Origin of the sequence: Massilia sp. IC2-477, assembly GCF_020707265.1 — a bacterium.
Classification (GTDB): Bacteria; Pseudomonadota; Gammaproteobacteria; order Burkholderiales; family Burkholderiaceae_D; genus Telluria.
Genome location: NZ_JAJFEQ010000007.1, coordinates 196003 through 218581 on the forward strand (window position 1 = coordinate 196003; position 22579 = coordinate 218581).

Genomic DNA, 22579 nt, shown 5'->3' on the forward strand with positions numbered 1-22579 from the left:
AGTTTTACGCGTCGTCTGCCGGCTCGGCAGCCTCAACGGCCTTGGCCTTCGCCTTGCGTTCCAGCACGGCAGCGAAGAAGCCGTCGGTCTGGTGCTTGTGCGGCAGCATCTTGAGGTACTGGTCCATCTCGAGCGGGATCTTCTGCTCGGCCAGCACCTGGCTTGCCGGCACCAGTTCGAAGTCCGGATGGGTGGCCAGGAACTGCTCGACGATGACGTCGTTCTCTTCGTTCAGCAGGCTGCAGGTGGCGTACACCAGGCGGCCGCCGTTCTTGACCAGGCGCGCGGCGCCGTCCAGGATCGATGCCTGCTTTTCCTGCATCTCGGCAACCGCTTCCGGGCGCTGGCGCCACTTGACGTCCGGGTTGCGGCGCAGAGTGCCCAGGCCGGAGCAAGGCGCGTCGACCAGCACGCGGTCGATCTTGCCGGCCAGGCGCTTGATCTTGGCGTCGCGCTCGTGCGCGATCAAGACCGGATGCACGTTCGACAGCCCGCTGCGCGCCAGGCGCGGCTTCAGCTTCGACAGGCGCTTTTCCGACACGTCGAAGGCGTACAGGCGGCCGGTGTTGCGCATGGTCGCGCCCAGCGCCAGGGTCTTGCCGCCGGCGCCGGCGCAGAAATCGACCACCATCTCGCCGCGGCGCGCGCCGAGCAGCTGGGCCAGCACCTGGCTGCCCTCGTCCTGCACTTCGATCGCGCCTTCCTTGAACAGCGGCAGATTCTGCAGCGCAGGTTTCTTCTGCACGCGCAGGCCCAGCGGCGCATACGGCATCGGCTCGGCCGCGATCGGCGCCTTGGCCAGTTCGGCGATCACGTCGTCGCGGTTGGCCTTGATGGAGTTCACGCGCAAGTCGAGCGGCGCCGGGGTGTTCAGCACGGCGGCCAACTCCAGCGCCTCGGCCTCGCCGAATTGCGCCACGAGCTTGTCGTACAGCCAGGCCGGCAGGTTGGCGCGCATCTGCGGCGGCAGCAGACTGCGGTCGACTTCCTTGACGCGGGTGAGCAGATGGGTTTCTTCCTCGCTCAGGCCGCCGAGGGCGTCGATGCCCACGGTCTCGGCCAGGCCCAGCAGGGCCAGCTTGCGCATCGAGGGCGTGTTGCCGGAGCCGGCGAAGTCGGTGTAGAAGGATTTGTTACGCAGGACGGCGTACACCGCCTCGGCGATGACGCCGCGCTCGCGGCCGCCGAAACGGGGGTGGTCCTTGAAGTAGCGCGACAGGGTGACGTCGGCGGGCGACGTGAAGCGCAGGATCTCGCGCAATACTTCTTCGGTATTGCCGATGATCGCTGGAGGCAATCTCATGGTGTTCCTTAATTAAATGCTTGTGGTTTCGGCGGGCGCGAGGATGCGCACCTCACCGTTTTCAATACTGAGCCTGTCCTCGACGAACAGGCGCACCGCATACGGGTAGAGCTTGTGTTCCTCGACCAGCACGCGGGCGGACAGGGTCTCTTCGGTGTCGCCAGGGAGCACCGGCACACGCGCCTGCGCCACCACCGGGCCATGGTCGAGCTCGGCAGTGACGAAGTGGACGGTGGCCCCGTGTTCCTTCTCGCCGGCGTCGATCGCCTGCTGGTGCGTGGCCAATCCCGGGAACAGCGGCAGCAGCGAGGGGTGGATGTTCAGCATGCGACCGGCGTAGTGCTCGACGAAAGGCGCCGTCAGGATGCGCATGAAGCCGGCCAGCACGACGAGGTCGGGCGCGAAGCGGTCGATCGTCTCCTGCAGGGCAGCGTCGAACTCGGCGCGGCTCCCATATTCCTTGTTCGCGACAACGGCCGTCGGGATGCCGCGGGCACGGGCGAAATCCAGGCCCTTGGCTTCCGGCTTGTTGCTGATAACGGCCGCGATACGGGCCGGCCAGCCCTCCGCTTCCAGCGCGCGCACGACCGCTTCCATGTTGCTGCCGCGGCCGGAAATGAGGATCACGATGTTTTTCATAGCGCGCATTGTACCGTATCGCCGGCGGGCAACCGCGGCGGACGGCGCTGCGGCCAGCGACTCAGACCGGAATCGCGAAGGAGTAGAATACGCGGAACGGGACTTTCTTTTCGGCCCAGAATTCGGCCGCGTCACGGAACACGTCGAGCAGGTTTTCGCGTGCTTCCTTGTCGAATTTCTGCGCACTCGGCAATTGCTCGAGCACGACGAGGAAGCCAGGCTGGGGCCCTGCTTCGGCCACGGTCTCGGTCAGGCACTTGCGCAGCGCGTCGAAGTTCTTGCTGCAGGGTTTGGGGAAATAGAAGTTCTCGCCGATGCGGGCGCACACCTGCTGCTTAGTCAAGGTATTGGCGCAATGCGCATAGAGAAAGTGATGACCCAGGCGTGCAGCCTCCTGTTGCAGTTCGGCGACGCGGAACGCGCGGATCGACTGCACCAGATTGGGCGGCACTCTCATCAACAAACTCATTTTTTCCTCAGGCTGACCAGATGGGTGTGATGCGGCGCCCACAGCGCTACGCGTCGCGACGGCTGACATCCGCCACATTCTTCTCTCCCGTAGTTGTTTCCGCAGGCCAATTAAAGACCCTTAGTGTGTAAGGGTAACGTTTTGTGGTATTGGAAGCAACCCAAATGTGATCCAGGGAATCCCATTTGTAATAATTAGTATGTTCACATATGCACAACTTGTCGCTCCACCAACAGCTCTGCCATTCTGGCGGGGGATGCGAAAAGCTTGCGTTGCTGTTACATTTTGTTGCCACAGGGATTCGATGAGTTCGGCAGATCGGATTACCATAGGAACCATGGAAGTCCGGTCGGTCCCCACCCCACCAGACCCGTCGAATACACCACTACGAGGTAAGACCATGAACTTTCAAGCCAAACTGATCATCGCCGCCGCGGGCCTGGCTGCCCTGCCCCTGGCGCAGGCCCAGGATTTCGAAGATTTCGGCCGCGTGGTGCGCGTGCAGCCGCGCGTGGAACAGATCCGCACCCCGCGCCAGGAATGCCGCACTGACTACGTGCAGGTGCCGGTGGAGCAGCAACGCGGCGTTGGCGGCGGCATTGTCGGCGGCATCGTCGGTGGCCTGCTGGGCAACCAGGTCGGCAGCGGCAGCGGCCGCGTCGCTGCCACGGCAGCGGGCGCGATCGCCGGCGCCATGGTCGGCGACCGCGCGGAAAACGCCAACCGCGGGCCTGGCGGCGTGCAGGAACAGGCCGTGCGCCAGTGCCGCACCGTCGAAGCCTACGAGTCGCGCACCAACGGCTACGACGTCACCTACGAGTACCGCGGCCAGACCTACACCACGCTGATGAACCGCGATCCGGGCAACCGCGTCCGCCTGCGCGTCTCGGCGCAGCCGGTCGACGGCTACTGATCCTCAACCGGCTCCGCGCCGGCTTCCCGCAGCGCCCTTGCGCTGCGGGAAGCCCTCCCCCGATAATAGGGCGATTCAACCAGGTTGCCCTATGCTCATCAAACGCAAATCCATCGAACAGGCCGAATCCTCGCGCCGTCCCGCGCGCAAACCCAAGTTCGCTCCCGTCACCCTGTCCGAACAGGACGGCGTCCGCTACCTCCACTTCGGCACCGAATGGGTGCAGGGTGCGATGCGCATCCGCAAGCCGGACTGGCCGGAGCTGGAATACGCGCAGCAAATGATGGCCTGGATGCTGTTCATCGAATCGCCCCGCGCCATCGCCCAGCTGGGCCTGGGCGCCGCAACGCTGACCAAGTTCTGCTACCGGCAGTTCCTTGACGCGAGCGTCACCGCCGTCGAGCTGAACGAATCCGTGATCGCCATCTGCGCCTCGATGTTCAAGCTGCCGCCCAACGACGAGCGCCTGAACGTGCTGGAAATGGACGCGATGGATTTCGTCCTCGACCCGGCGAATCACGGCGCCTTCGACGTCCTGCAGTGCGATTTGTACGACGCCACCGCACGCGGCCCGGTGCTCGACACGCCCGAGTTCTACCAGGCCTGCAACGATTGCTTGGCCGAGGATGGCATCATGACGGTCAACCTGTTCGGTGACCACCCGAGCTTCGCGAAGAACCTGAAGGCCATGAAATTCGCCTTCGATCACGTGATCTGCCTGCCGGAAGTCCATGAGGGCAATGTCGTGGCGCTGTGCTTCCGCGACAGGCCGCAACTGGACAAGGAAGCGCTGGCTGCCCGCGCCGCGCAGATTGTGGCGGCGACCAAGCTGCCGGCCAAGTCCTGGGTCAAGGGCATCCTCGCCGCCAACTAGAACGCTCATTACGGGAGCCGAACGTGACCACGCAAGCCGTCCCCACCACCTCCAAGGCGCCGCGCCTGCGCGCGCTCGACCTGCAGTCCATCTTCTCGTGGCTGCTGGCCGACGGCATCGTCACCAAGGACACGGTCAAAGCCCAGTTCGCGCAGGCGCAGGCGGTATTGAAAAACGCGGCGGGGTCGATGCATCCGCTGACGGCCGTGGCCCAGTGCAAACTTGTATCTGCGCTGCCGCCGAACCGCCTCTTGACGCTCGACCTGCTCACCGAATGGTGCGCGACCAAGGTCGGCCTGCCCTTCATCCGCATCGACCCCTTGAAAATCGATTTCACCAAGGTGGCGGACGTGATGTCCGCCAGCTATGCGGCCCGCTTCAATATCCTGCCGGTGGAGATGACTGCCTCCACGCTGGTGGTGGCGACGGCTGATCCGGCCAACGTGGAATGGGAAGCGGAAATCGCCAAGGTCTCACGCCGCAAGATCGAACTGGTGCTGGCCAATCCGCTCGATATCGGCCAATACATTTCGCAATTCTTCAGCCTGGCCAAATCGATCCGCGACGCCAACCGCCAGACCGGGCAAGACCTGGCAATGCGCAACAACTTCGAGCAGCTGGTCGAACTGGGCAAATCGAACAAGCAGTTCGATGCGAACGACCAGCACATCGTGAATATCGTCGACTGGCTGTGGAGTTACGCGTTCGAACAGCGTGCTTCGGATATTCACCTGGAACCGAAGCGCGAATTTGCCGTGATCCGCTTCCGCATCGACGGCGTGCTGCATCAGGTGTACCAGGTGCCGGCGGTGGTCATGATTGCGATGACAGCGCGTATCAAGCTGCTGGGACGGATGGACGTGATCGAAAAGCGGCGGCCGCAGGATGGGCGCATCAAGACCCGTACCGCCGGCGGCCAGGAAGTCGAATTGCGCCTGTCGACGCTGCCGACCGCATTCGGCGAAAAGCTGGTGATGCGTATTTTCGATCCGGAAGTCGTCGTCAAGACGCTGCCGGAACTCGGCTTCCCGCCGGACGATGCCACGCGCTGGGATGCGTTGACCAACCGGCCGCACGGGATCATTCTCGTGACCGGGCCGACCGGCTCCGGCAAGACCACCACGCTGTACACGACGCTGAAGGCGCTGGCGACCAGTGAGGTCAATGTCTGCACGGTGGAGGATCCCATCGAAATGGTCGAAGCCTCGTTCAACCAGATGCAGGTACAGCCGGGGATCGAGCTGTCGTTCGCCGACGGCGTGCGTGCGCTGATGCGTCAGGATCCGGACATCATCATGGTGGGCGAGATTCGCGATTTGCAGACAGCCGAAATGGCGATCCAGGCGGCGCTGACCGGGCACCTGGTGTTTTCGACGCTGCATACGAATGACGCACCGGCCGCGGTCGTGCGTTTGCTGGAGCTGGGGGTGCCGGATTATCTGCTCGAAGCGACCCTAATCGGCGTGATGGCGCAGCGCCTGGTGCGCACGCTCTGTCCGGAATGCAAGGCGCCTGGTGGAGAGCTGAGTGATGAGGTGTGGCAGAGCATTGGTGGGGCGTGGAATATTCCGAAGCCGGATACCGTGTATCGGCCCATCGGTTGTCCGGAGTGCCGCCAAACGGGCTATCGGGGCCGCACGGGTATCTATGAATTGCTGACGGTGAGCGAAGGGTTTGCTCACGCGGTGCGTGAATCCGCCGATATCCAGAAGCTGCGGCAGCAGAGCGTCGCTGATGGCATGAAGCCGCTGCGCATTGCCGGCGCGATGAAGATCGTCGAAGGCTTCACTACGGCGGATGAGGTCCTGAAGGTGACCGCGGCGCTAGTGTGAAGTGCTGCTGCACAGTTAGCACTAGCGCAAACCCGAACGTCCGGCTATAATGCTGCCTCTTTCGGGTCGTTAGCTCAGTTGGTAGAGCAGCGGACTTTTAATCCGTTGGTCGCTGGTTCGAGCCCAGCACGGCCTACCAGAATTAGTTGTAGCAAAGAAGGCGTTACGAGTGATCGTGACGCCTTTTTTGTTTAGCGCATCCCTATTCCTCACTTATTTCCCAAGAAAAAACTCCTGCAAGGAAAGCTCTTCGCTTCGTTGATATTCCCTAGTGTTTTTCTTGCTTGGCTAGCTTGATCGACTCGACGATGTGATCCCACATTGCAACAGCTTGATCATTTTCGATTTGAGTCGTTGTGCGGGTCCCGTCGCTTAATGGCTGACCAGAATCCAAAGAGAGAGAAATACTAGGAGTAGTTTTTCCGGGATTCTTCCGTCTAGTTTCAAGCATAAACTTCAATACGTGCTCTCCGGCTCCCACGATATGTCCAATTCCAAGCCACTCATCAGTAAGCATTCCTGCTGTTGTGCGCTGTCGAGCCCTGAGCACCTCGGTCCTAACTTTCAGCTCTTGCAAAGCAAAGCTGTCACGCTTCATCCTATCAGATAATGTCATTGGATCATCATGCGAAAATGTTTCAACGCCAATCTCGAGCACTAATCCACCATTGTCGCGATAGGTAAATTTGCCATTCTCCTGCGATAAATTTGACTGGATCACGACCGGACCAAGGCAGAATCCAAGTCCTACATTACTGACATCCAAACTCATTATCGACTTTGATAATTTCTTTAATTGCTGTTCAGCTTCCAAATACGCATTACCGAAGGAATCTAGTCGCAGTTTGACCATCGCATTTCCACGCAAAAAGAACATCTCGCTGAAATATGCATCATCGATTTCCTGCGCTCGAAACAACGTTGAGCCGTCGGGAAGAACCGTGTCCATCTTCAAAACATCAACAGCCTTGCTTTCCGACCTACTGAGTTCAGAACGCCGCTTCTGAACCTCAATATTAAACTTTGTCTTTGTCGTTATGCCAGATTGAACAAAGATATCAATCTCCGGATCCTGTGCGATTGCATCCTCGATTTTAAATATTCCTGTTGTAATGTTAGAGGCTTGAAGAGAAGTTGGAATATTTATTAAGTGCCTTCCTACACAGTGCACCACATCGGCGCGGACGTACTTTTCGACGCCTTCTTCACTGTGATATCTGCATCCAAACAGAATTGAGAACGACATGGCCAATAAAATTCTGAGCATATATTCTGCCGTTCAGGAAAAATTCATGCCCGCATATAGCTATTGACTGCGAGATGACAGAACCGGTACAGAGCTAACGGGCTAAGGTCTTTTACATTGAAGAACTCCACGCCCTAACCGCTCTGCCTCGTTCTGCGCGCGTGATCTCAGCGCCTTCACGTTACTTAAATCCTTCGGCTCAACCGAATTGCTAAGCTCAGCAGCATAACAATAGCCACCTTCGGCGGCTCCATCCGATAAATAGATCACCGGTACAGTTGCGTCTTCTGGATACCGATTTGATCTCACGTCCACCTCGTAAGCAACATCCTCTATCTCGTCCCCATTGAGATCAGCATAAATTGGTTTCGACGCTCGTGCACAGTCATCATAATTTGCTTGAGAAGGAACCGCAATTAACTTTGGGTTATGCAATCCAGATGACAGGGTCACGAGTCGACAGTAAGAATTCGCGCTTCTTAAGAAACTTACCTTTGCCACTACCAGCATTAGTTTGTTTGGTTGCGTTGAGCTCCACCGAAAGAACGAGCCCTTCGTACTTATACTCGGTCGTCCTTCAGGCATATCGTCTCGATTTTCGAATGCCGAAGGCAAAATATTTGACGCAATAGAAATATCCTTGGCACTTGGCTCCTGGCCTGTCGGGACGGGTCTTACTGCGGATGCTGCACTGCTAGCAACCAACAAACTAGTAATACATGCAGTCAGAACACTAGCGCGGCCGTTGGGGGGTAAAGTCGACATAAACGTCATGATTAGTTCCTCGGTAATTAACAGCAAACCTAGTGTTCTCGTTTAGACCAACGTCATCGTGCAGATATCGCTCAATAAACTTTGCATATGCTTGTCGTTCAACAAAACCATAACCGCCACCATTTACCAAAACTGAAACTCGGCCGACCTCTTGCGGCGTCAACCCTTTATCAGCAACGCGATTGATGTTCAGATTACGCCCAATCTTCTTTGAAACCCAGTAGTGTGCGCCTGAATCACAAGCATTAAAGCTATCGGTGGAAACGATATCTGGATCAAACCGCGGAGCCCAGCTTTGCGAACTGCCGACAATTTGTCGGCTTCTCCCTCTAGGATCAGACCAATAATGCAGAGATCTGCTATCGATACGCCGATCTTTATAAACGTGTCCATCAGGAACGTTGGGAAATGATCGGTACAGACCATAGGAGTTGTAGTTATCCGGCCAAGTCAACTGCATAATTCCTCGACCATAAAATGCTTGGTAAAACTCCATTGCCGGCGCAGCCCAAAAGAGTGTTCCATCTTTCTTGCGCGACTGATAACCTTTGCCAACCTCTTCCATTGTTCTCCACAAACCCGTCTCTATGTACGTTTGCGCTAGAAAATGAGCTTGTCTAAGTCGGGTCGAAATTCCATACTTTCGCATTGCCATATTCAGCTCTGCGACGTATGGACGCATACGTTCAACCGCAGTACCCCAAGGGACAACTGCAGGCTTCGCAGGATCAGGCCCTGATCGGCGAGGTAAAAGACCAGCAAGTTCGTCAAGACTAAGCCAGCTACATTTACGAAAGTGTTTAACAAACATTACTGGATTCCAATGCCATAACGCACCCTCTAACGCTGCTGTTTCAAATCCCAACGTCGATATGTGACTCCGTAACAATGCATAGTCCTTGTCGTCAAGCGGTTCTGGACAGACATCAGATTTTTGCTTGAGCCACGACCAGCGAGCATCTATTGTCTTGACATTCCACTCTGATGGAATTTTGCAAATTACTCTGTCAAGGCGACGTTTTACATGTGGATTTTGGAATGCCACACGCAATTTTGTCTGTATTGAGGAGCTTTTTGTCCGCTCATCGCCCGGTGCAATTAACGACAGGACAACATCTGAATCACAACGGCTATCCCGATCTGCAGAGTCATCGGCGATAATCCAACCGCACCATTCAGGCAAGTCGGCATCACTGTATTTTCTGATTTGACTGGCGTTGAAGTTTGCCCACCCTACGCCTCCAGGGTAGCTAATTTCCCTCCAATGAGGGACATCGGCGCTTAATGGTTTCTCTCTAATTTGGTTGATTACTCGACCGAATCGAAGCTGCTCGTATAGCGCACTTACCGGCGGTTGGGTCGATGCGGGTAGGGAATTTCGGATTGTACAGGCCCTTGAATATAACTGATATTCGGCCTCATTTTCGGTAACAATCGAACCGATTGGGATGCCGTTCTCATCATAAGTCCTTGTAAGTGCGCTCCCCTTGTTCTCATATTGTCCGTCGCCACAGTTGTAATACAGCTCAACGACCAGCGCATTTTGGACGACGTGGACTTCCGGGATCGGTAGCGTCTGTGATAAATTTTTTTGCCCCGACACATCTGCGGCAATCTGCGCTGTTGCTGAACTATCGAGAGGTTTTAGGCGGAATATCTTAGTTCCCGGAGGTAGCCAAAAATATATGGAACCATAGACACAGTCAGTCCGACCATCCTTCTCGAATTTCAAACCACCTTTGTCTCTACCGCCCAATTTCCGAAGATTTTCGTCGTCACATACGATTTCAAAATGAATCTTTCGCTGATTGCTTCCGTATATTTGGCCTGCCTGACCTAGTACATCTTTTCGATAAATCTTGCGCCCGACTTGGACCGCTGGCTCAACTTCGGCAAGATGCATATACACTGATGTGAACTTGACATTACTCGCTTCCGGCCCGGCGCCGATATCCGTCTCATGCTGGATTACGACACAACCGTTATCTGTCCAACCCCCATGATAATTTTGAGGGTGATTGATATCGTTTTGACGTGCTACCGGGGCGCGCACGAATAATACGGTTCCATTCGCCACACATCGTACTCGTTCGGCTTTCCCACTTGTGTCCGGTGCCGTAAGGTGCACTCCACCATGCCAACCCATGTTAAAACTTACCGGATAAGCGCCGTCTCCCGGAGCACCTGCTTGCATCGCATAGTCGAGCCACTGTTCTTCAGACTGTCCTTCAGAACGGGGCGGTAGAAACGGAGGACTGATTAGCATAGGCAACGGAATTGTTGAAGCAATTCTTCACAGAGAAAAAGGGTAAGCCTTTTTGATTTCGAATGGCTCATGCGGCAAGATCGGTAGTTCGCGCGAGATTCTTTTCGGTCCCGTCAGGCTTTTTTTCCCAGCATGGATCGATATTTTATTGGGGCACTGCACTACAATGTTGCCATCCCTGATAGTGAGACTGGCCCCGCCAGCAGTCGACAGACGAATGGATTTGGACGAGGCCCAATCGACATGTCCATTTGCACTGATGACCTTTATATCTTTCCGCGCTTGGACGTTCAGCTCATCGGCTTGGGCCTGAACGTCGACCGCATCTTTTGCGGAAATGAGCTGCAACCCCAGATCGTTTTCTTCCGCCTTGACGGCTCCCCCCAGTGCGCCAGTTACCTGCCCGGTATGCATCCGCGTCTGCCCGCTGCTGACATATTGCATGTCTTGCCCACATACCAGAGCCGCAGTCTCGCCACCGGCAAGCTGTACGCTCTGCCCTGCTACAGCGTCGAATCCCGCCTGGGCCGCGATCGCAACAATGGGATCGGTCGTATGGGGCACCTTTGTCTCGCTGCTGCCCGTGTTCTTCGCATCAACGTCGGAACGGGCCTGAGCGAGCGATTCGGTACTGACCATTCCGGAGGCCACCATCAACACGGCCTTTAGTGGCGCCAATTTGTCGTCGAGTGCACTTACACTTGCTCGGCTAACACCTAAATGCGTCGCGAGTGCAACGGTTTGATGTGTGGAGGCTGCTGCGCTGAAGGAAGCTGCCAGCTGCTCGGAAGTAGTTTGCATCGCGATTCCAGCTGCGTTCTCCCCGACAGCATCGCGTACGGTAGCGTTATGGTTGATCTTGTAACTGGAAATTTGCAGACCAGCGCCCGCCCTCCCCGCCCCGTACGCATCCGTGCGCATCTCCGCACCTAACCCGCGGCTACTGCCGCGGTAGTTATCCGCAAGGTGTATTAGTTGTCCAAGGTTTAGCTCGCTGCCCGCGTGCGTGTTTTTCGATTGCACATGACTTTGTCCATCGGTGTCATCGAATAGCAGCTGAGAGTAGCCATAGCCCCCAAATTCCTTGCTACGGACTCCCCATTGCGCCGCAGGGTTGCGGTGTCCAGCACTGTCAACGGACCCACCATGCCATATCGGGCTGTGCCCACCACTGAGGTTTGCCTGGCCCGAGGCTGAGTGATCACGCGCAGACTCAAAACAAGAGATGTCTGCCTCACCGTCACGACGCCCACCTGGTGTAGCAAAGACTCCGCCCTCCCCTTGCCCGTTATAGAGCGCGCCCACAACGATCGGGCGGTCGATGTCGTTCTCCAGGAACTGCACCAGCACTTCCTGTCCGATGCGTGGTAAAAATTGCTGCCCGATTCCACCACCAGCCGAACGCTGCGCAACGCGCACCCAGCAAGTTGCGTCGTCACTTTCCTGCCAATGAAAACGAATCCGCACACGCCCCAGCCTGTCGCAGTACAACTCATCCGCGCCACTCGGCTGGTCGCAGCCATCCGCACCGACGACGATCGCACTTTGCGCGCCAAAAGCTGCTGGCTTCCGACCGGCGCGGCCATCACTGGCTAATTGCGGACGCCAAATGAGCTCGCTCGAAACGGCACTGAAACAGTTGGCATACCCCGTCTCCTGTGCCTGCGCAATCGCCAATTCCGAGTCCTCGGGCATGTCCACACGCGTCAGCTCTTCGAGCAGCTCCGGTATCGGCCCGAACAACTCGGTTAGCGCATGCGCTGCCGTCGGCGGCATGTTGTTCACGCCAATACTGAAAACCCGGAGCACAGTGAACGATCCCGACTCGCCCAACTGCTGCAACGGAGCCTCAAGCACTTGCACCCGAGTCCCCGCACGTAAAGTCCTGACGGTCGACCGCCCCTGCCACATCTGCCCCCGCGCCTCCTGCTCCTGCATGCGCAGGTCCGCATAGTGCTGCGCCTGCTGCCAGTCCGCATACGCATACTGCCCCGGCACCTCGAAAGATTCGAGCACCGGCAACTTGCCGTAGGTGTAGTGGGACGGCGAACTGGCCGCGACGACCTGTTTCGCCTTGTAGTCATAACTGAGCACCGTCGTCAGCGAGGCATGCAGGCGCCGTTGCGCCGATAGGGACTGGATGCTGTCCGATTCCTCCACCGAGCGCGCGCCGTGGAAGCGAATCCCGCCGAGCGCCTCGCTACTGGCGTCTTCCGGCACCGCGCTGCGCTGGCTGCTGTCCGTGAACAGCACCAGCCCGGGTCCTGCTTCAGTCTGTTCGTGCCGCCAGCACAGCCCCTCGTCAGCCAGAAGCCGCTGCACGAAGTCCAGATCGGACTCACGGTACTGACAGCAATAACTGCGCGGCGACACCTCCGCCAAGAAAGGCCCGGTATCGTCGCTCCAGCGCCAGCGCGCCCGTGGCTGGTAGGCGGAGAACACCGCATCGACGATCTCCACGACACTCTTGTCCTGCCACACCCGGCAATTGCGCACTTGTCCCAGGCGCCACAGCCATGAACAAATACGAATGCGGTAGCGCGCCAGCCCGCCATCGCTGCCCAGCATGGCGGCTTCGCAGATCTCTCCGGCAAAGCGTTCCCGCGTCCCGTCCGCCAGCGCGATTTCCAGGGCCGCCGGCAGGCCGAGCAGGCTCTCCAGCTCCAGGTAAGCATCCGTGGACAGCGCAATCACATCGCGCGTGCCCACTTGTTGCACTCCGTCGTCGGCAAAGAAGGCTTCGACCACCAGCCCGGTTTCCTCACCCTCTCCCACCTTGAGTTCGTACAGCCGGCTTGCGCTGCTGAACTCAGCCAGGGCGGCAAAGATCTGATCCGTCAGCGTCGTGCTCATGACCGTGGCATTTCCTTGTGGACTCGTCAGCCGAAGTCCCCACGATATAAGCAGTCCGCACAGCAATTCTTGCGCCGCGTCATCAGTTGCAGACCTCGGCAATTGAACGCGCCCAATCCCTACAAAGGATTAAGATATTTACAACTTCTTATTCCTGCGCCGTCACGTGAAATTCATCCAGAACATCTTCCTCGTCGGGTACATGCTGATCGTCGCCCTGTTCTTCGTCTGCGGCGTCGGGCTGATCGTGCTGGCGGCGGTGGAAACCTGGGGCGCGCTCGACCCGCGCGTCGAGCTGAAAGTGCGCGAACGTTTTGAATTGATACTGGAATGCGTTGGCCTGCTGACCATCGCGGTGGCTTCGCTGGAGCTGGGCCAGACGGTGCTGGAAGAAGAGGTGCAGCGCTCGGTCAACATCAGCGCCCCGACGCGGGTGCGGCGCTTCCTGTCGCGCTTCCTGATCGTGGTCGTGGTCTCGCTGTCGATCGAGTGCCTGATCGGCGTGTTCCAGTTCATGCACGGCCGGCCCGAATACCTGCTGCACTCGGCCGCCATTGGCGTGGCCGCGGCCGCCATCCTGGCCACCTGGGGCATGTTCGTGCGCATGAACGTCGACGCGGAAAAGCTCGAGCCGCATTCGATGCGCGAGGTCGTGGCCGAGGACAAGGAAATCGAAAACTGAATATCAGCGCTTGAACAGCCCGCGCACCAGCGAGTCGACCACACCTCGGGTCACGGCTTCCTTCACCGTCCCCGTAACGGACGCCGGGGCCTGCTTCTCCTGCGATGCTTCGGGCGCCGCCTCCTGGCCAGCCATCGCGGCATTCATCGCCGCTCCCATGCCCGGCATCAAGGAAGCGACCGACTTCAGCCGCACCTTGACGTCCCATTGCGGTTCCCAGGTGATCTTCGGATCCTTCGGCCGCGGCGGATAGGCCATGTTCAGCTCTTCGCCATACGCAATCACGCGCGACATCGACATCGCACCGACGGCTTCCTTCGGCGCCATGCACTCAGTGGCCGAGGCGGGCAGCAGCACTTTCTCCTTCTGCCACTTGCTGATGGAACCGTTCGGCTGGTAGTTCACCAGCCCCATGCCCATGTCCGGCAACTCGCTTGAGGTCCAGTAGACCATTTCCATCTCGTTGCCCTCGGCCTTGCCGGTGTCGCGCATGCCCATCGCCTGCACGAACCAGGCGCTCGCCTGCTGCATCGGCTTCCACTTGAACAGCACGCCATTGCCATCGTCATTGCGGGCCGCTTCGACGGCGGGCATCAGGTCGTGCCGGGCGTCGATGTTGAACTTGAAGCCGTCCACCACGCCATCGCCGGCAAAGCCGTGCTCGCCAACCATCGAGGCGCCATCCGGCAGGCGGCGCGCATCGATCTTGTTCGGCCACACGGGACGGCCCAGCGCCGGGCCAGGTACGCGCGAGGTGGCGCTGCGGTTCTGGAAGAATTTGTTGAACTGGGCAGGATCCATCTTGGCGAGATCCAGCACCAGTGGCTGGCCCTTGCGCACTTCCGCGCCGCAGCCCCAGTACAGATACATTTTCCCCTTCGGCATCTCGAACTTGACCGGTTCCGGGCTGTCTTGCGTATCGCCGACCTCCACCGGCGCCTGCTCCGGCGCCAGCAGGTTCAGCACCGGCGCCAGCTTCGAGCCGGCCGGCACGCTGTGGGTTGCCGTCTTCAGCTTGCCGTTGTTGCGGGTCAGGAGCGTCACGTCCATCCAGCGTCCGGGACTCCCGGTCTGGGTCATGCCGAAGGTATTGTCATTGTTCCTGGCGCCGAACAGGCTGCCCATCAAGCCGCCCGCACCCGGCATCGGCGCACCGCCCGAAAAGGTCGCGAGATCGATGTAGGCCTGGCTGACCGGCGGTTTGACTTTCTGCACCGGCTGGGCTGCCAGGGCGGACGGCAGGACACACAGGCCGGAAACGGCAAGCGCGAGGTGTTTTGGCAAGTACATGGGACTTCCTATGAGGATGAATTGACGAGGCCGATTTTGCTGCGAGGCCCGTTTCGATCCCATCCCCCCGGGAGGGGGAAACTTGGCCCGGCCAACAAATTGACACGAAGCACTTGGATATTCGCGCAAACGTCGCTATAATCTTGGCTTCTTCGGGTCGTTAGCTCAGTTGGTAGAGCAGCGGACTTTTAATCCGTTGGTCGCTGGTTCGAGCCCAGCACGGCCTACCAAGATTCAGCAAGGAAGGCGTCATGAGCAATCGTGACGCCTTTTTTGTTTTTGCGCGTCATATTGCTGTCATCCCCGCCTCCTATGCTGTCGGTTTTTCAACTCTGGAAATCCGACCATGCCGTTTCTCGACCACGCTGCCCCACCGACCACCCTGCGCATCCTGGGCGCCGCCCTGCTCGCTGCCGGCCTGCTTGCCGGCTGCGGCAGCAGCAGCGATGACGACGAAGAACTCACGCCCAAGACGCTGACGATGGAAAAGATCGGCAGCTACAACGGCGGCAAGGCCGGCGCGGCCGAGATCACGGCCTTCGATGCGGCCAGCAAGCGCCTGTTCGTGGTCAATGGCGCCAACGGCACGGTCGACGTGCTCGACCTGTCGACGCCGTCCGCGCCGAAACTGGTCGGTACCATCAACGTCAGCAGCCTCGGCAGCGGCGTCAACAGCGTCGCCGTCCACGACGGCCTGGTCGCGCTGGCGATCGAAGCGGTCCCCAAGACCAGTCCCGGCACCGTGGCCTTCTACAATGCCGCCGACCTCAAGCTGGTCAACAGCGTCAAGGTCGGCGCCCTGCCCGACATGCTGACTTTCACCCCGGACGGCCGCACCCTGCTGGTGGCCAACGAAGGCGAACCGAACAGCTACGGCCAGGCCGACTCGAGCGATCCGGAAGGATCGGTCAGCATCATCACGGTCAACCGCGGCGGCACGCCGACGGTCGCCACTGCCGACTTCCGCGCGTTCAACGGCCAGGAAGCCGCCTTGCGCGCCCAGGGCATCCGCATCTACGGCCCGGGCGCCAGCGCGGCCCAGGACTTCGAACCGGAATACATCGCCACCAGCGAAGACGGCCGTACCGCCTGGGTCACCCTGCAGGAAAACAATGCCGTTGCGACCGTCGACGTCGCCACGGCCAAGGTCACCGCGATCAAGCCGCTCGGCACCAAGAACCACAACCTGGCAGGCATGGGCCTGGACGCCTCGGACGAGGACGGCGGCACGAATACCAACAGCGGCACGCCGGCGGTGCGCATCGCTCCCCAGCCGGTGAAGGGCATGTACCTGCCGGACGCGATTGCGCGCTTCACGGTCGACGGCACGGCCTACCTGATTACCGCCAACGAAGGCGATGCGCGCGCCGACTGGCCCGGCTTCAACGAAGAATCGCGAGTGCGTACCCATTGCAGCGCCGGCCTCGACCCGGCCGTGTTCGGCAATGCTGCCAACCTCATCCTCGACTCGAACCTCGGCCGCTTGCGCATCACCACCACCCCGAACGGCGGCAGCGCCGGCAAGAACGCGGCTGGCCAGTGCACCGAGCTGTACACCTTCGGCGCCCGTTCCTTCTCGATCTGGGACACCAGCCTGAACCGCGTGTACGACTCGGGCGACGAGTTCGAACAGAAGACCGTGTCGCTGCCGAACGCCCGCTTCAATGCCAGCAACGATAACAACGACCTCGATGGCCGCAGCCCGGCCAAGGGTCCGGAGCCGGAAGGCGTGGTGGTCGGCCGCTTCGGCAAGAAGACCTATGCCTTCATCGGCCTGGAGCGCGTCGGCGGCGTGATGGTGTACGACGTCAGCAAGCCGTCGGCGGCCAGCTTCGTCACCTACCTCAACACCCGGACCAACGACACCGGCGACCTGGGTCCGGAAGGCCTGGCCCTGATCCCGGCGGATAAATCCCCGAACAGCAAGCCGCTGCTCGTCGTCGGCAACGAGGTCAGCGGCACTACCGCCATCCTGCAGATCAACCTCAGCTACTAAGCCGATCCGGGAAATGCCGGCCGTGACGGTTGGCATTTCCCGCCGCGCCGCCGATAATCGGCGCCATGCCTTATTCCATCGCTGCCCCCGTCCACTTCGAACTCATCATCAAGAAGAGCCGTTTCATTGCCTGCGTCCAGCCGATGCCGGACCGCGCCGGCGCCCAGCAGGTCGTCGCCAGGCTGCGCGCGGAACACCCGGGCGCTGCCCACGTGTGCTGGGCGCTGCTGGCGGGCGGCCAGTCGGCTGCGGTCGACGATGGCGAGCCGAGCGGTACGGCGGGCCGGCCGATGCTGGACGTGCTGCGCCACCAGGACCTGGAAGGCGTGCTGGCCACCGTGGTGCGCTACTTCGGCGGCGTCAAGCTGGGCGCCGGCGGCCTGGTGCGCGCCTATACCGACAGCGTGGCGCAAGCCCTGCTGCAGGCGCAGAAGGTGCCGATCATCAAGCTGCAGCAGCTGCGCTGCAGCGCCCCGTATGCGCTCGAAGGCTTGGTGCGGCGCGAACTCGACGCTGCCAGCGCGCAACTGGTGGCGGTGGCGCATGGCGACGAGGTGCTGTTCGACTTCAGCCTGCCGGCACAGGATGCGCCTGGGCTGCGTACGCGGCTGGACAATGCCGGCCATGGCCGGATCGGCTGGCCGCGCATCGACGACGCGGCGCCTGCATAGCCCTGGGCTATACCTGTCATCACGACTCGAAAGCGGACTGAGGACGCGCCGCGCGCTATAGTGGCCGATCCACTTCGACATTCCACCGCGTTTTGATCAAGAAAAGTCTCCTTCCCCTCGCCCTGGGCGGCTTCGGCATCGGCATGACCGAATTCGTCATCATGGGCATCCTGCCCGACGTCGCCAGCGGCCTCGGCATCAGCATCCCGCAGGCCGGCCACCTCATCACCGCCTATGCGCTCGGCGTCGTGGTCGGCGCGCCCACGCTCGTGAGCCTGATGGCGCACCGCCCGCCGCGCAGCGTCCTGATGTGGTTCATGGCGATGTTCACGCTGTTCAATGCGATGTCGGCCTTCTCGCCCAACTACGAGATGATGATGCTGTCGCGCTTCATGGCCGGCCTGCCGCATGGCGCCTTCTTCGGCGTCGGCGCCGTGGTCGCCAGCCGCCTCGCGGACGAAGGCAAGGTGGCGGCCGCGCTGGCCACCATGTTCACCGGCCTGACGCTGGCCAACGTGCTGGGCGTGCCTGCCGGCACCTGGCTCGGCCACAACATGAGCTGGCGCGCCGTGTTCCTGGTGGTAGCGGCGATCGGCCTGGTCACCGTGCTGGCCCTGCGCCAGCTAGTGCCGCACATCGAGGCCAAGGCGCGCACCAGCCTGCTGCACGACCTGCGCATCTTCCGCAGCCCCGCCCTGTGGCTGGCGCTCGCCATCACCTCGATCGGCACCGGCGGCTTCTTCGCCTTCTTCAGCTATATCGCGCCGCTGCTGACCGACGTCACGCACTTCGCGCCGGCGACCATCCCGATGGTCATGACCGTGGTCGGAGTCGGCATGACGGTCGGCGTGCACCTGGGCGGCCGCCTGGCCGACCGCGTGCCGCCGCTGCAGTCGATCCTGATCCTGCTGGGAACGATGACGGTCCTGTTGCTGTGCAATGGCCTGTTCGCCAGCTCGCAGCCGGCCATGCTGGTGCTGGCCTTTGCCACCGGCGCCAATGCGCTGGCGCTGGGTCCGTCGATCCAGATGCTGCTCATCGAGCATTCGCGCGAGGCCGAGATGCTGGGTTCCTCGCTGGGACAATCGGGCTTCAATATCGGGAATGCGACCGGCGCCTTCCTGGGCGGGATCCCGCTGACGCTCGGCTATTCGTACGCGTCGCCGCAATGGGTCGCGGCCGGCCTCGCCCTGGCGGGCGTGGCGCTGGCCCTGGCGATGCTGATGCAAGGACGCGCACAGGCGCGCGCCGCCTGCGGGGCCTGAACCCGCAGGCTCAGGCCGCGGCCGGCAGCGCCCGCACGCGCTTGCGGCGGCCGGCGACGGCGACGGCCACGCCAGCCAGCATCAGCGCCAGGGTGCCCGGCTCCGGCACCGTGATGTTGGATCCGTCGGTGCGCAAATCATTCACGCCTGCCAGTTGCGTCGCTGTGAAGTAATGGTTGGAATTGACCTGGATGGTCGAGTTCCAGCTACCCACCACCACCTGGCCATTAATCACGCCCCAATCGGCGGTGACGGCCGCCTTCGGCGCCAGCACGCTGCCGATGATGCCCTTGACGTTGAGCGCCTTTGCATCGGGGAAGTTGAACAGCACGTTGTAGTTGCTCAGCGGCTCGAAGCTGATGCCGCCCTCGTTGAACGTGGCGCTTTCACCCATGACATTGAAGATCAGGGTCTGGCCGGCCACCAGCTTGTCCAGGGTCCAGCTGCTCGAGGTACGGAACATGTCGGCCGAAACGTTGAACACGTCCACGCCACCCTTGCCGCTGCCGCTGACGACAACACCGCTCCACAGCTTGCTGACGCTGCCCGTTCCCTGCACCGAGGCCAGTTCCTGCGACAGCTTGAGGAAGGCGGTCGAGGTGCTCCCAAAATTGATCGGACTGACGGGCGTGCTCAGCGGCATCGCCGCGTTTTGCAGGAGGGTGTTGCCGCCGACGTAGATCTTGCCCTTGTCGATCGATCCACCCTTGAGCGTCAGGTCGCCCCCTGCGATCAGCGCATGGCTTCCGTAGGCTGCCTTGCCGTTGGCATTGATCGAGTAGGAACTGATGTTCACGTTGCCGCCAGCGATGACGGCACCCTCCACATCGCTCGATTTGGCTGAGAAATTCCCCAGCGTATAGATATTGGCACCGCCCATCATGCTACCCAGGTCGATGACGCCAGCCTGGGCCGTACCGCACGCAAGAAGGCTTACGATTATTGACGCATGAGCAAGTGCCAATCGACGCATGATAATTCTGATGGGAAATTTTAGATTCCCCATAGTATCATCAAATTTAGCAATTTGCTCATGCAAGCGCTGTCAATACCTCCTTCGTCCAGACCACTGTCGCAAATTCGCCATGCAGGCTGGCCAGCGCCGCATCATGCATCTCTTGCGCCGTGAAATGGCGGCCGTCCGGCCCGGTGCGTTCGAAGGTCGCCGTGGCGTCCGCCATGAACCAGGTCTCGAAACCAAGGTTTCCGGCCATGCGCGCCGTCGTCGACACGCAATGGTCGGTCGTTAAGCCCACGATCACCACGGTCCCGATGCCAGCGCCGCGCAAGCGCGCCTCCAGGTCGGTGCCGATGAAGGAACTGTTCACGCTCTTGACGATCACCGCTTCGCCCGGCAGCGGCCGCGCTTCCGGCTTGTGTTCATAGCCGGGCGTCCCCGGGCGGAACAGTCCGGCAGGCGAGGCCGAGCGATGCTGGATGTGGAAGACCGGCCGCCCGCTGGTGCGCCAGGCTGCGAGCAACGCAGCGACCTGCTTCTCGGCCTCCGGGTTGTTGCGCCGGCCCCAGCGCGGGTCATCGAAAGCCTGCTGCACGTCGATGCTGATCAGGGCGGCGTTGGGTGGCAGGGTCTTCATGCTTGGTCTTGGTAAATAGCTCGGAACGCCATCCTCTACCGCCGGCAACAATGCCGCAACCGAAATGGCGGATAATGGCTGGCTTGACATGAAGGATTTCGATGGCATGAAGCTGAGCCAACTGAAGATGCTGGTGGCGGTGGCCGACCATGGAAGCTTCAGCGCCGCCGCCGCGGAGCTGGGCTGCACCCAGTCGCGCATCAGCCATGGCATCGCCGAACTCGAAGGCGAGCTAGGCGTCAGCTTGCTGGCGCGCGGCCGCACCGGTTCGGCGCCGACCGAAGCCGGACAGCGGGTCGTGGACAAGGCGCGCCAGATGCTGCGTCTGGAACGCGGGCTGATCGAAGCCGCCCGCGCCGATGAGGAGGTAAGCGGCACCGTGCGCATCGCCTGCTTTCGCAGCGTTGGCACCCATCTGTTGCCGCACGTGCTCGAAGCCCTGGCGCAATCGCAGCCGCGACTGCGGGTCGAAATCGACGACAGCTGCGAGGAGCGGGCCGACATCCCCCGCGCGCTGCAGGACGGACTGGCCGAGATCGGCATCGCCCAGCTGCCGCTGGGCGCCGGGTTAGATGCCTATCCTTACCTGCACGACGACTACGTGCTGGTGGTGCCGGCCGCGCTGGCGCTGCCGGCAATGAACACGTCCGGCTGGCCGGAGCTGGGCGCCCTGCCCTTCATCACGCTGGCCTGCAGCGGCGCGGCCGAGATCCTGGCGCGCTGCCGCGCCGCCGGCTTTGCGCCCGAGCCGGGACGGGTGCTGGCCAACGACACGAGCATTGCCGCCATGGTCGGACGCGGCATGGGTTATGCGATCCTGCCGCGCCTGGCTACTTTCCCGGAAGCGCTTGACGTCAGGATCCTGCCGCTGCCGATTCCGGCGCGGCGCCAGTTCGCCATCGCCGGCTTGCCGGGCGTACTGCGCCAGCGGCCGGTGCGCGCCGTGGTGCGTGCCCTGCGCGAGCGCAGCCTGGCCGCGCGCACGGGGGCGGGCCGGGCCGGCATCATCGGGTGGGAATAGTCAGACCAGCGAGGCGTCGCCCAGGGCCTGGGCGGTCTCGGCCGCTTCGCTGCGCAGCAGCTGCAGCGTGGCGGCGTCCAGCGGACCGGCTTCGTGGTCATCGAGGCGCGGCGCGCCCAGGGGCGAGTCCACCAGCGCGTAGCGGTTGGCCAGCAGCAGGGTATCGAGCAGGGTGTGCGGCTCGGGCTGCAGCACGCCGTCGCGCAGGGCGCCGATGGCTTCGGCCACGTCGGCCGGAATGTCCAGCTTGCGCATGATTTCCGCGCCCGCCACGTCCTCGACCAGCACGCCCCAGCGATCCGTGTCGTCTTCCAGCAGGCCGGGGAATTCGTCGGCGCGCGACAGCAGGTAGAAGCCGCCCACCTCGTGCACGATGCCGGCGAACAGCGCGGTGTCGGGATCGACCCTGGTGACGTGGCGCGCCACCGAGTGCGCCAGCGCCGCCACCTGGGCGCTGTGGGTCCACAGCTGCTCGGCCTTGGCGCGCAGGATCGGATCGGCGATGCGGTGGCCGAACTGGCGCACCATCAGGGCGGCAACCAGGCCGCGCAGGCGGCGGTAGCCGATGCGCAGCACGGCGGCGCGCACGTTGGTCACCTGCATGCCGCCCGCGCCGCTGCCGTAGGCCGCGGTGTTGGCCAGCGCCACGGTGCGCGCCGCCAGCTGCGGTTCGGACAGCACGAGGCGGATCGCCTCGTCCACATGGCAATCCGGATCGTCCAGGGCCAGCTGCAGGCGCAGCACGGCATTCACGCTGGTGGGAAAGGTAATGTCCCCACGCGCGGCCTGGGCAGCGATGTATCCGAAGGCTTCAAGTTTGTTCACGCAGGAATTATACCCTTGCCCCTGCCCCTGCCTGGCCGTTAAGTTAGCAAAAATGAAAAAAGCCC

18 protein-coding genes and 2 tRNA genes are annotated in these 22579 nt (G+C 61.1%); 10 read left to right on the forward strand and 10 right to left on the reverse strand.

All coding sequences use genetic code 11. From position 1 onward, the window contains the following. Positions 1-4 precede the first annotated feature (4 nt). The 3 genes from LK542_RS16085 to LK542_RS16095 all read right to left on the reverse strand — a co-directional run bounded on the left by LK542_RS16085 (position 5) and on the right by LK542_RS16095 (position 2489). On the reverse strand, positions 5-1303 hold the full coding sequence (locus LK542_RS16085) for an RsmB/NOP family class I SAM-dependent RNA methyltransferase (RefSeq protein ID WP_227812651.1): 1299 nt from the start codon (positions 1301-1303) through the stop codon (positions 5-7). Positions 1304-1315: 12 nt separating this feature from the next. Next, complete coding sequence (purN, locus tag LK542_RS16090; protein WP_227812788.1) at positions 1316-1942, reverse strand: phosphoribosylglycinamide formyltransferase; 627 nt, start codon at positions 1940-1942, stop codon at positions 1316-1318. 61 nt (positions 1943-2003) lie between these two features. Further along, complete coding sequence (locus LK542_RS16095) at positions 2004-2489, reverse strand: barstar family protein (protein WP_374040150.1); 486 nt, start codon at positions 2487-2489, stop codon at positions 2004-2006. A 322-nt stretch (positions 2490-2811) separates the two neighbouring features. Here LK542_RS16095 and LK542_RS16100 point away from each other — a divergent pair, with 322 nt between their 5' ends. The 4 genes from LK542_RS16100 (at position 2812) to LK542_RS16115 (ending at position 6169) form a co-directional block, all read left to right on the forward strand. After that, positions 2812-3324, forward strand: coding sequence for a glycine zipper 2TM domain-containing protein (locus LK542_RS16100; protein ID WP_227799469.1), 513 nt, complete (start codon positions 2812-2814; stop codon positions 3322-3324). 91 nt (positions 3325-3415) lie between these two features. Continuing rightward, positions 3416-4198 carry a spermidine synthase gene (locus LK542_RS16105; protein ID WP_227812653.1) on the forward strand — a complete coding sequence of 261 codons (783 nt, stop codon included), beginning with the start codon at positions 3416-3418 and terminating at the stop codon, positions 4196-4198. Between the two features lie 23 nt (positions 4199-4221). Next, positions 4222-6030 (forward strand): ATPase, T2SS/T4P/T4SS family, encoded by a 1809-nt coding sequence (locus LK542_RS16110; RefSeq protein ID WP_227812654.1) that lies wholly within the window; start codon positions 4222-4224, stop codon positions 6028-6030. A gap of 63 nt (positions 6031-6093) precedes the next feature. Continuing rightward, positions 6094-6169 (forward strand) — tRNA-Lys (locus tag LK542_RS16115). 129 nt (positions 6170-6298) lie between these two features. On the opposite strand, the gene LK542_RS16120 is transcribed toward LK542_RS16115, so the two are convergent. From LK542_RS16120 to LK542_RS16130, 3 genes are all read right to left on the reverse strand, one after another. Continuing rightward, entirely contained in the window at positions 6299-7297 is a 999-nt protein-coding gene (locus LK542_RS16120) for a T6SS immunity protein Tli4 family protein (RefSeq protein WP_227812655.1), read from the reverse strand. 712 nt (positions 7298-8009) lie between these two features. After that, a complete protein-coding gene (locus tag LK542_RS16125) occupies positions 8010-9953 on the reverse strand; it encodes a hypothetical protein (protein ID WP_227812656.1) in 1944 nt (647 codons plus the stop codon). A 390-nt stretch (positions 9954-10343) separates the two neighbouring features. Further along, entirely contained in the window at positions 10344-13169 is a 2826-nt protein-coding gene (locus LK542_RS16130) for a type VI secretion system Vgr family protein (RefSeq protein WP_227812657.1), read from the reverse strand. A 166-nt stretch (positions 13170-13335) separates the two neighbouring features. Here LK542_RS16130 and LK542_RS16135 point away from each other — a divergent pair, with 166 nt between their 5' ends. After that, on the forward strand, positions 13336-13851 hold the full coding sequence (locus tag LK542_RS16135; protein WP_227799475.1) for a hypothetical protein: 516 nt from the start codon (positions 13336-13338) through the stop codon (positions 13849-13851). Positions 13852-13854: 3 nt separating this feature from the next. On the opposite strand, the gene LK542_RS16140 is transcribed toward LK542_RS16135, so the two are convergent. Then, a complete protein-coding gene (locus LK542_RS16140; RefSeq protein WP_227812658.1) occupies positions 13855-15141 on the reverse strand; it encodes a hypothetical protein in 1287 nt (428 codons plus the stop codon). A gap of 154 nt (positions 15142-15295) precedes the next feature. Between LK542_RS16140 and LK542_RS16145 the strand changes: the two genes are divergently transcribed. The 4 genes from LK542_RS16145 (at position 15296) to LK542_RS16160 (ending at position 19073) form a co-directional block, all read left to right on the forward strand. Continuing rightward, positions 15296-15371: transfer RNA gene (locus tag LK542_RS16145), tRNA-Lys, on the forward strand. Positions 15372-15487: 116 nt separating this feature from the next. Beyond that, positions 15488-17137 (forward strand): choice-of-anchor I family protein, encoded by a 1650-nt coding sequence (locus LK542_RS16150; RefSeq protein ID WP_227812659.1) that lies wholly within the window; start codon positions 15488-15490, stop codon positions 17135-17137. Between the two features lie 65 nt (positions 17138-17202). Beyond that, entirely contained in the window at positions 17203-17808 is a 606-nt protein-coding gene (locus LK542_RS16155; protein WP_227812660.1) for a YigZ family protein, read from the forward strand. 92 nt (positions 17809-17900) lie between these two features. Further along, on the forward strand, positions 17901-19073 hold the full coding sequence (locus tag LK542_RS16160; RefSeq protein WP_227812661.1) for an MFS transporter: 1173 nt from the start codon (positions 17901-17903) through the stop codon (positions 19071-19073). Positions 19074-19083: 10 nt separating this feature from the next. Here LK542_RS16160 and LK542_RS16165 read toward each other — a convergent pair whose 3' ends face one another. Further along, the gene (locus LK542_RS16165; RefSeq protein ID WP_307728978.1) at positions 19084-20079 is read right to left on the reverse strand and encodes a choice-of-anchor A family protein; all 996 of its coding nucleotides are present in this window, start codon (positions 20077-20079) and stop codon (positions 19084-19086) included. A 25-nt stretch (positions 20080-20104) separates the two neighbouring features. Then, the gene (locus LK542_RS16170) at positions 20105-20668 is read right to left on the reverse strand and encodes a cysteine hydrolase family protein (protein ID WP_227812662.1); all 564 of its coding nucleotides are present in this window, start codon (positions 20666-20668) and stop codon (positions 20105-20107) included. Positions 20669-20774: 106 nt separating this feature from the next. On the opposite strand from LK542_RS16170, the gene LK542_RS16175 reads away from it, so the two are divergent. Continuing rightward, positions 20775-21689: a LysR family transcriptional regulator gene (locus LK542_RS16175; RefSeq protein WP_227812663.1), complete on the forward strand. Its 915-nt coding sequence runs from the start codon at positions 20775-20777 to the stop codon at positions 21687-21689. On the opposite strand, the gene LK542_RS16180 is transcribed toward LK542_RS16175, so the two are convergent. Beyond that, complete coding sequence (locus LK542_RS16180) at positions 21690-22514, reverse strand: HDOD domain-containing protein (protein ID WP_227799483.1); 825 nt, start codon at positions 22512-22514, stop codon at positions 21690-21692. Between the last annotated feature and the right edge of the window lie 65 nt (positions 22515-22579).

Coding starts and splice junctions, on each gene's coding strand:
- LK542_RS16085 (WP_227812651.1), bottom strand. CDS start 1,303: ATGAGATTGCCTCCAGCGATCATCGGCAATACCGAAGAAGTATTGCGC.
- purN (WP_227812788.1), bottom strand. CDS start 1,942: ATGAAAAACATCGTGATCCTCATTTCCGGCCGCGGCAGCAACATGGAA.
- LK542_RS16095 (WP_374040150.1), bottom strand. CDS start 2,489: ATGTGGCGGATGTCAGCCGTCGCGACGCGTAGCGCTGTGGGCGCCGCA.
- LK542_RS16100 (WP_227799469.1), top strand. CDS start 2,812: ATGAACTTTCAAGCCAAACTGATCATCGCCGCCGCGGGCCTGGCTGCC.
- LK542_RS16105 (WP_227812653.1), top strand. CDS start 3,416: ATGCTCATCAAACGCAAATCCATCGAACAGGCCGAATCCTCGCGCCGT.
- LK542_RS16120 (WP_227812655.1), bottom strand. CDS start 7,297: ATGCTCAGAATTTTATTGGCCATGTCGTTCTCAATTCTGTTTGGATGC.
- LK542_RS16125 (WP_227812656.1), bottom strand. CDS start 9,953: ATGCATCTTGCCGAAGTTGAGCCAGCGGTCCAAGTCGGGCGCAAGATT.
- LK542_RS16130 (WP_227812657.1), bottom strand. CDS start 13,169: ATGAGCACGACGCTGACGGATCAGATCTTTGCCGCCCTGGCTGAGTTC.
- LK542_RS16140 (WP_227812658.1), bottom strand. CDS start 15,141: ATGTACTTGCCAAAACACCTCGCGCTTGCCGTTTCCGGCCTGTGTGTC.
- LK542_RS16150 (WP_227812659.1), top strand. CDS start 15,488: ATGCCGTTTCTCGACCACGCTGCCCCACCGACCACCCTGCGCATCCTG.
- LK542_RS16155 (WP_227812660.1), top strand. CDS start 17,203: ATGCCTTATTCCATCGCTGCCCCCGTCCACTTCGAACTCATCATCAAG.
- LK542_RS16165 (WP_307728978.1), bottom strand. CDS start 20,079: ATGGGGAATCTAAAATTTCCCATCAGAATTATCATGCGTCGATTGGCA.
- LK542_RS16170 (WP_227812662.1), bottom strand. CDS start 20,668: ATGAAGACCCTGCCACCCAACGCCGCCCTGATCAGCATCGACGTGCAG.
- LK542_RS16175 (WP_227812663.1), top strand. CDS start 20,775: ATGAAGCTGAGCCAACTGAAGATGCTGGTGGCGGTGGCCGACCATGGA.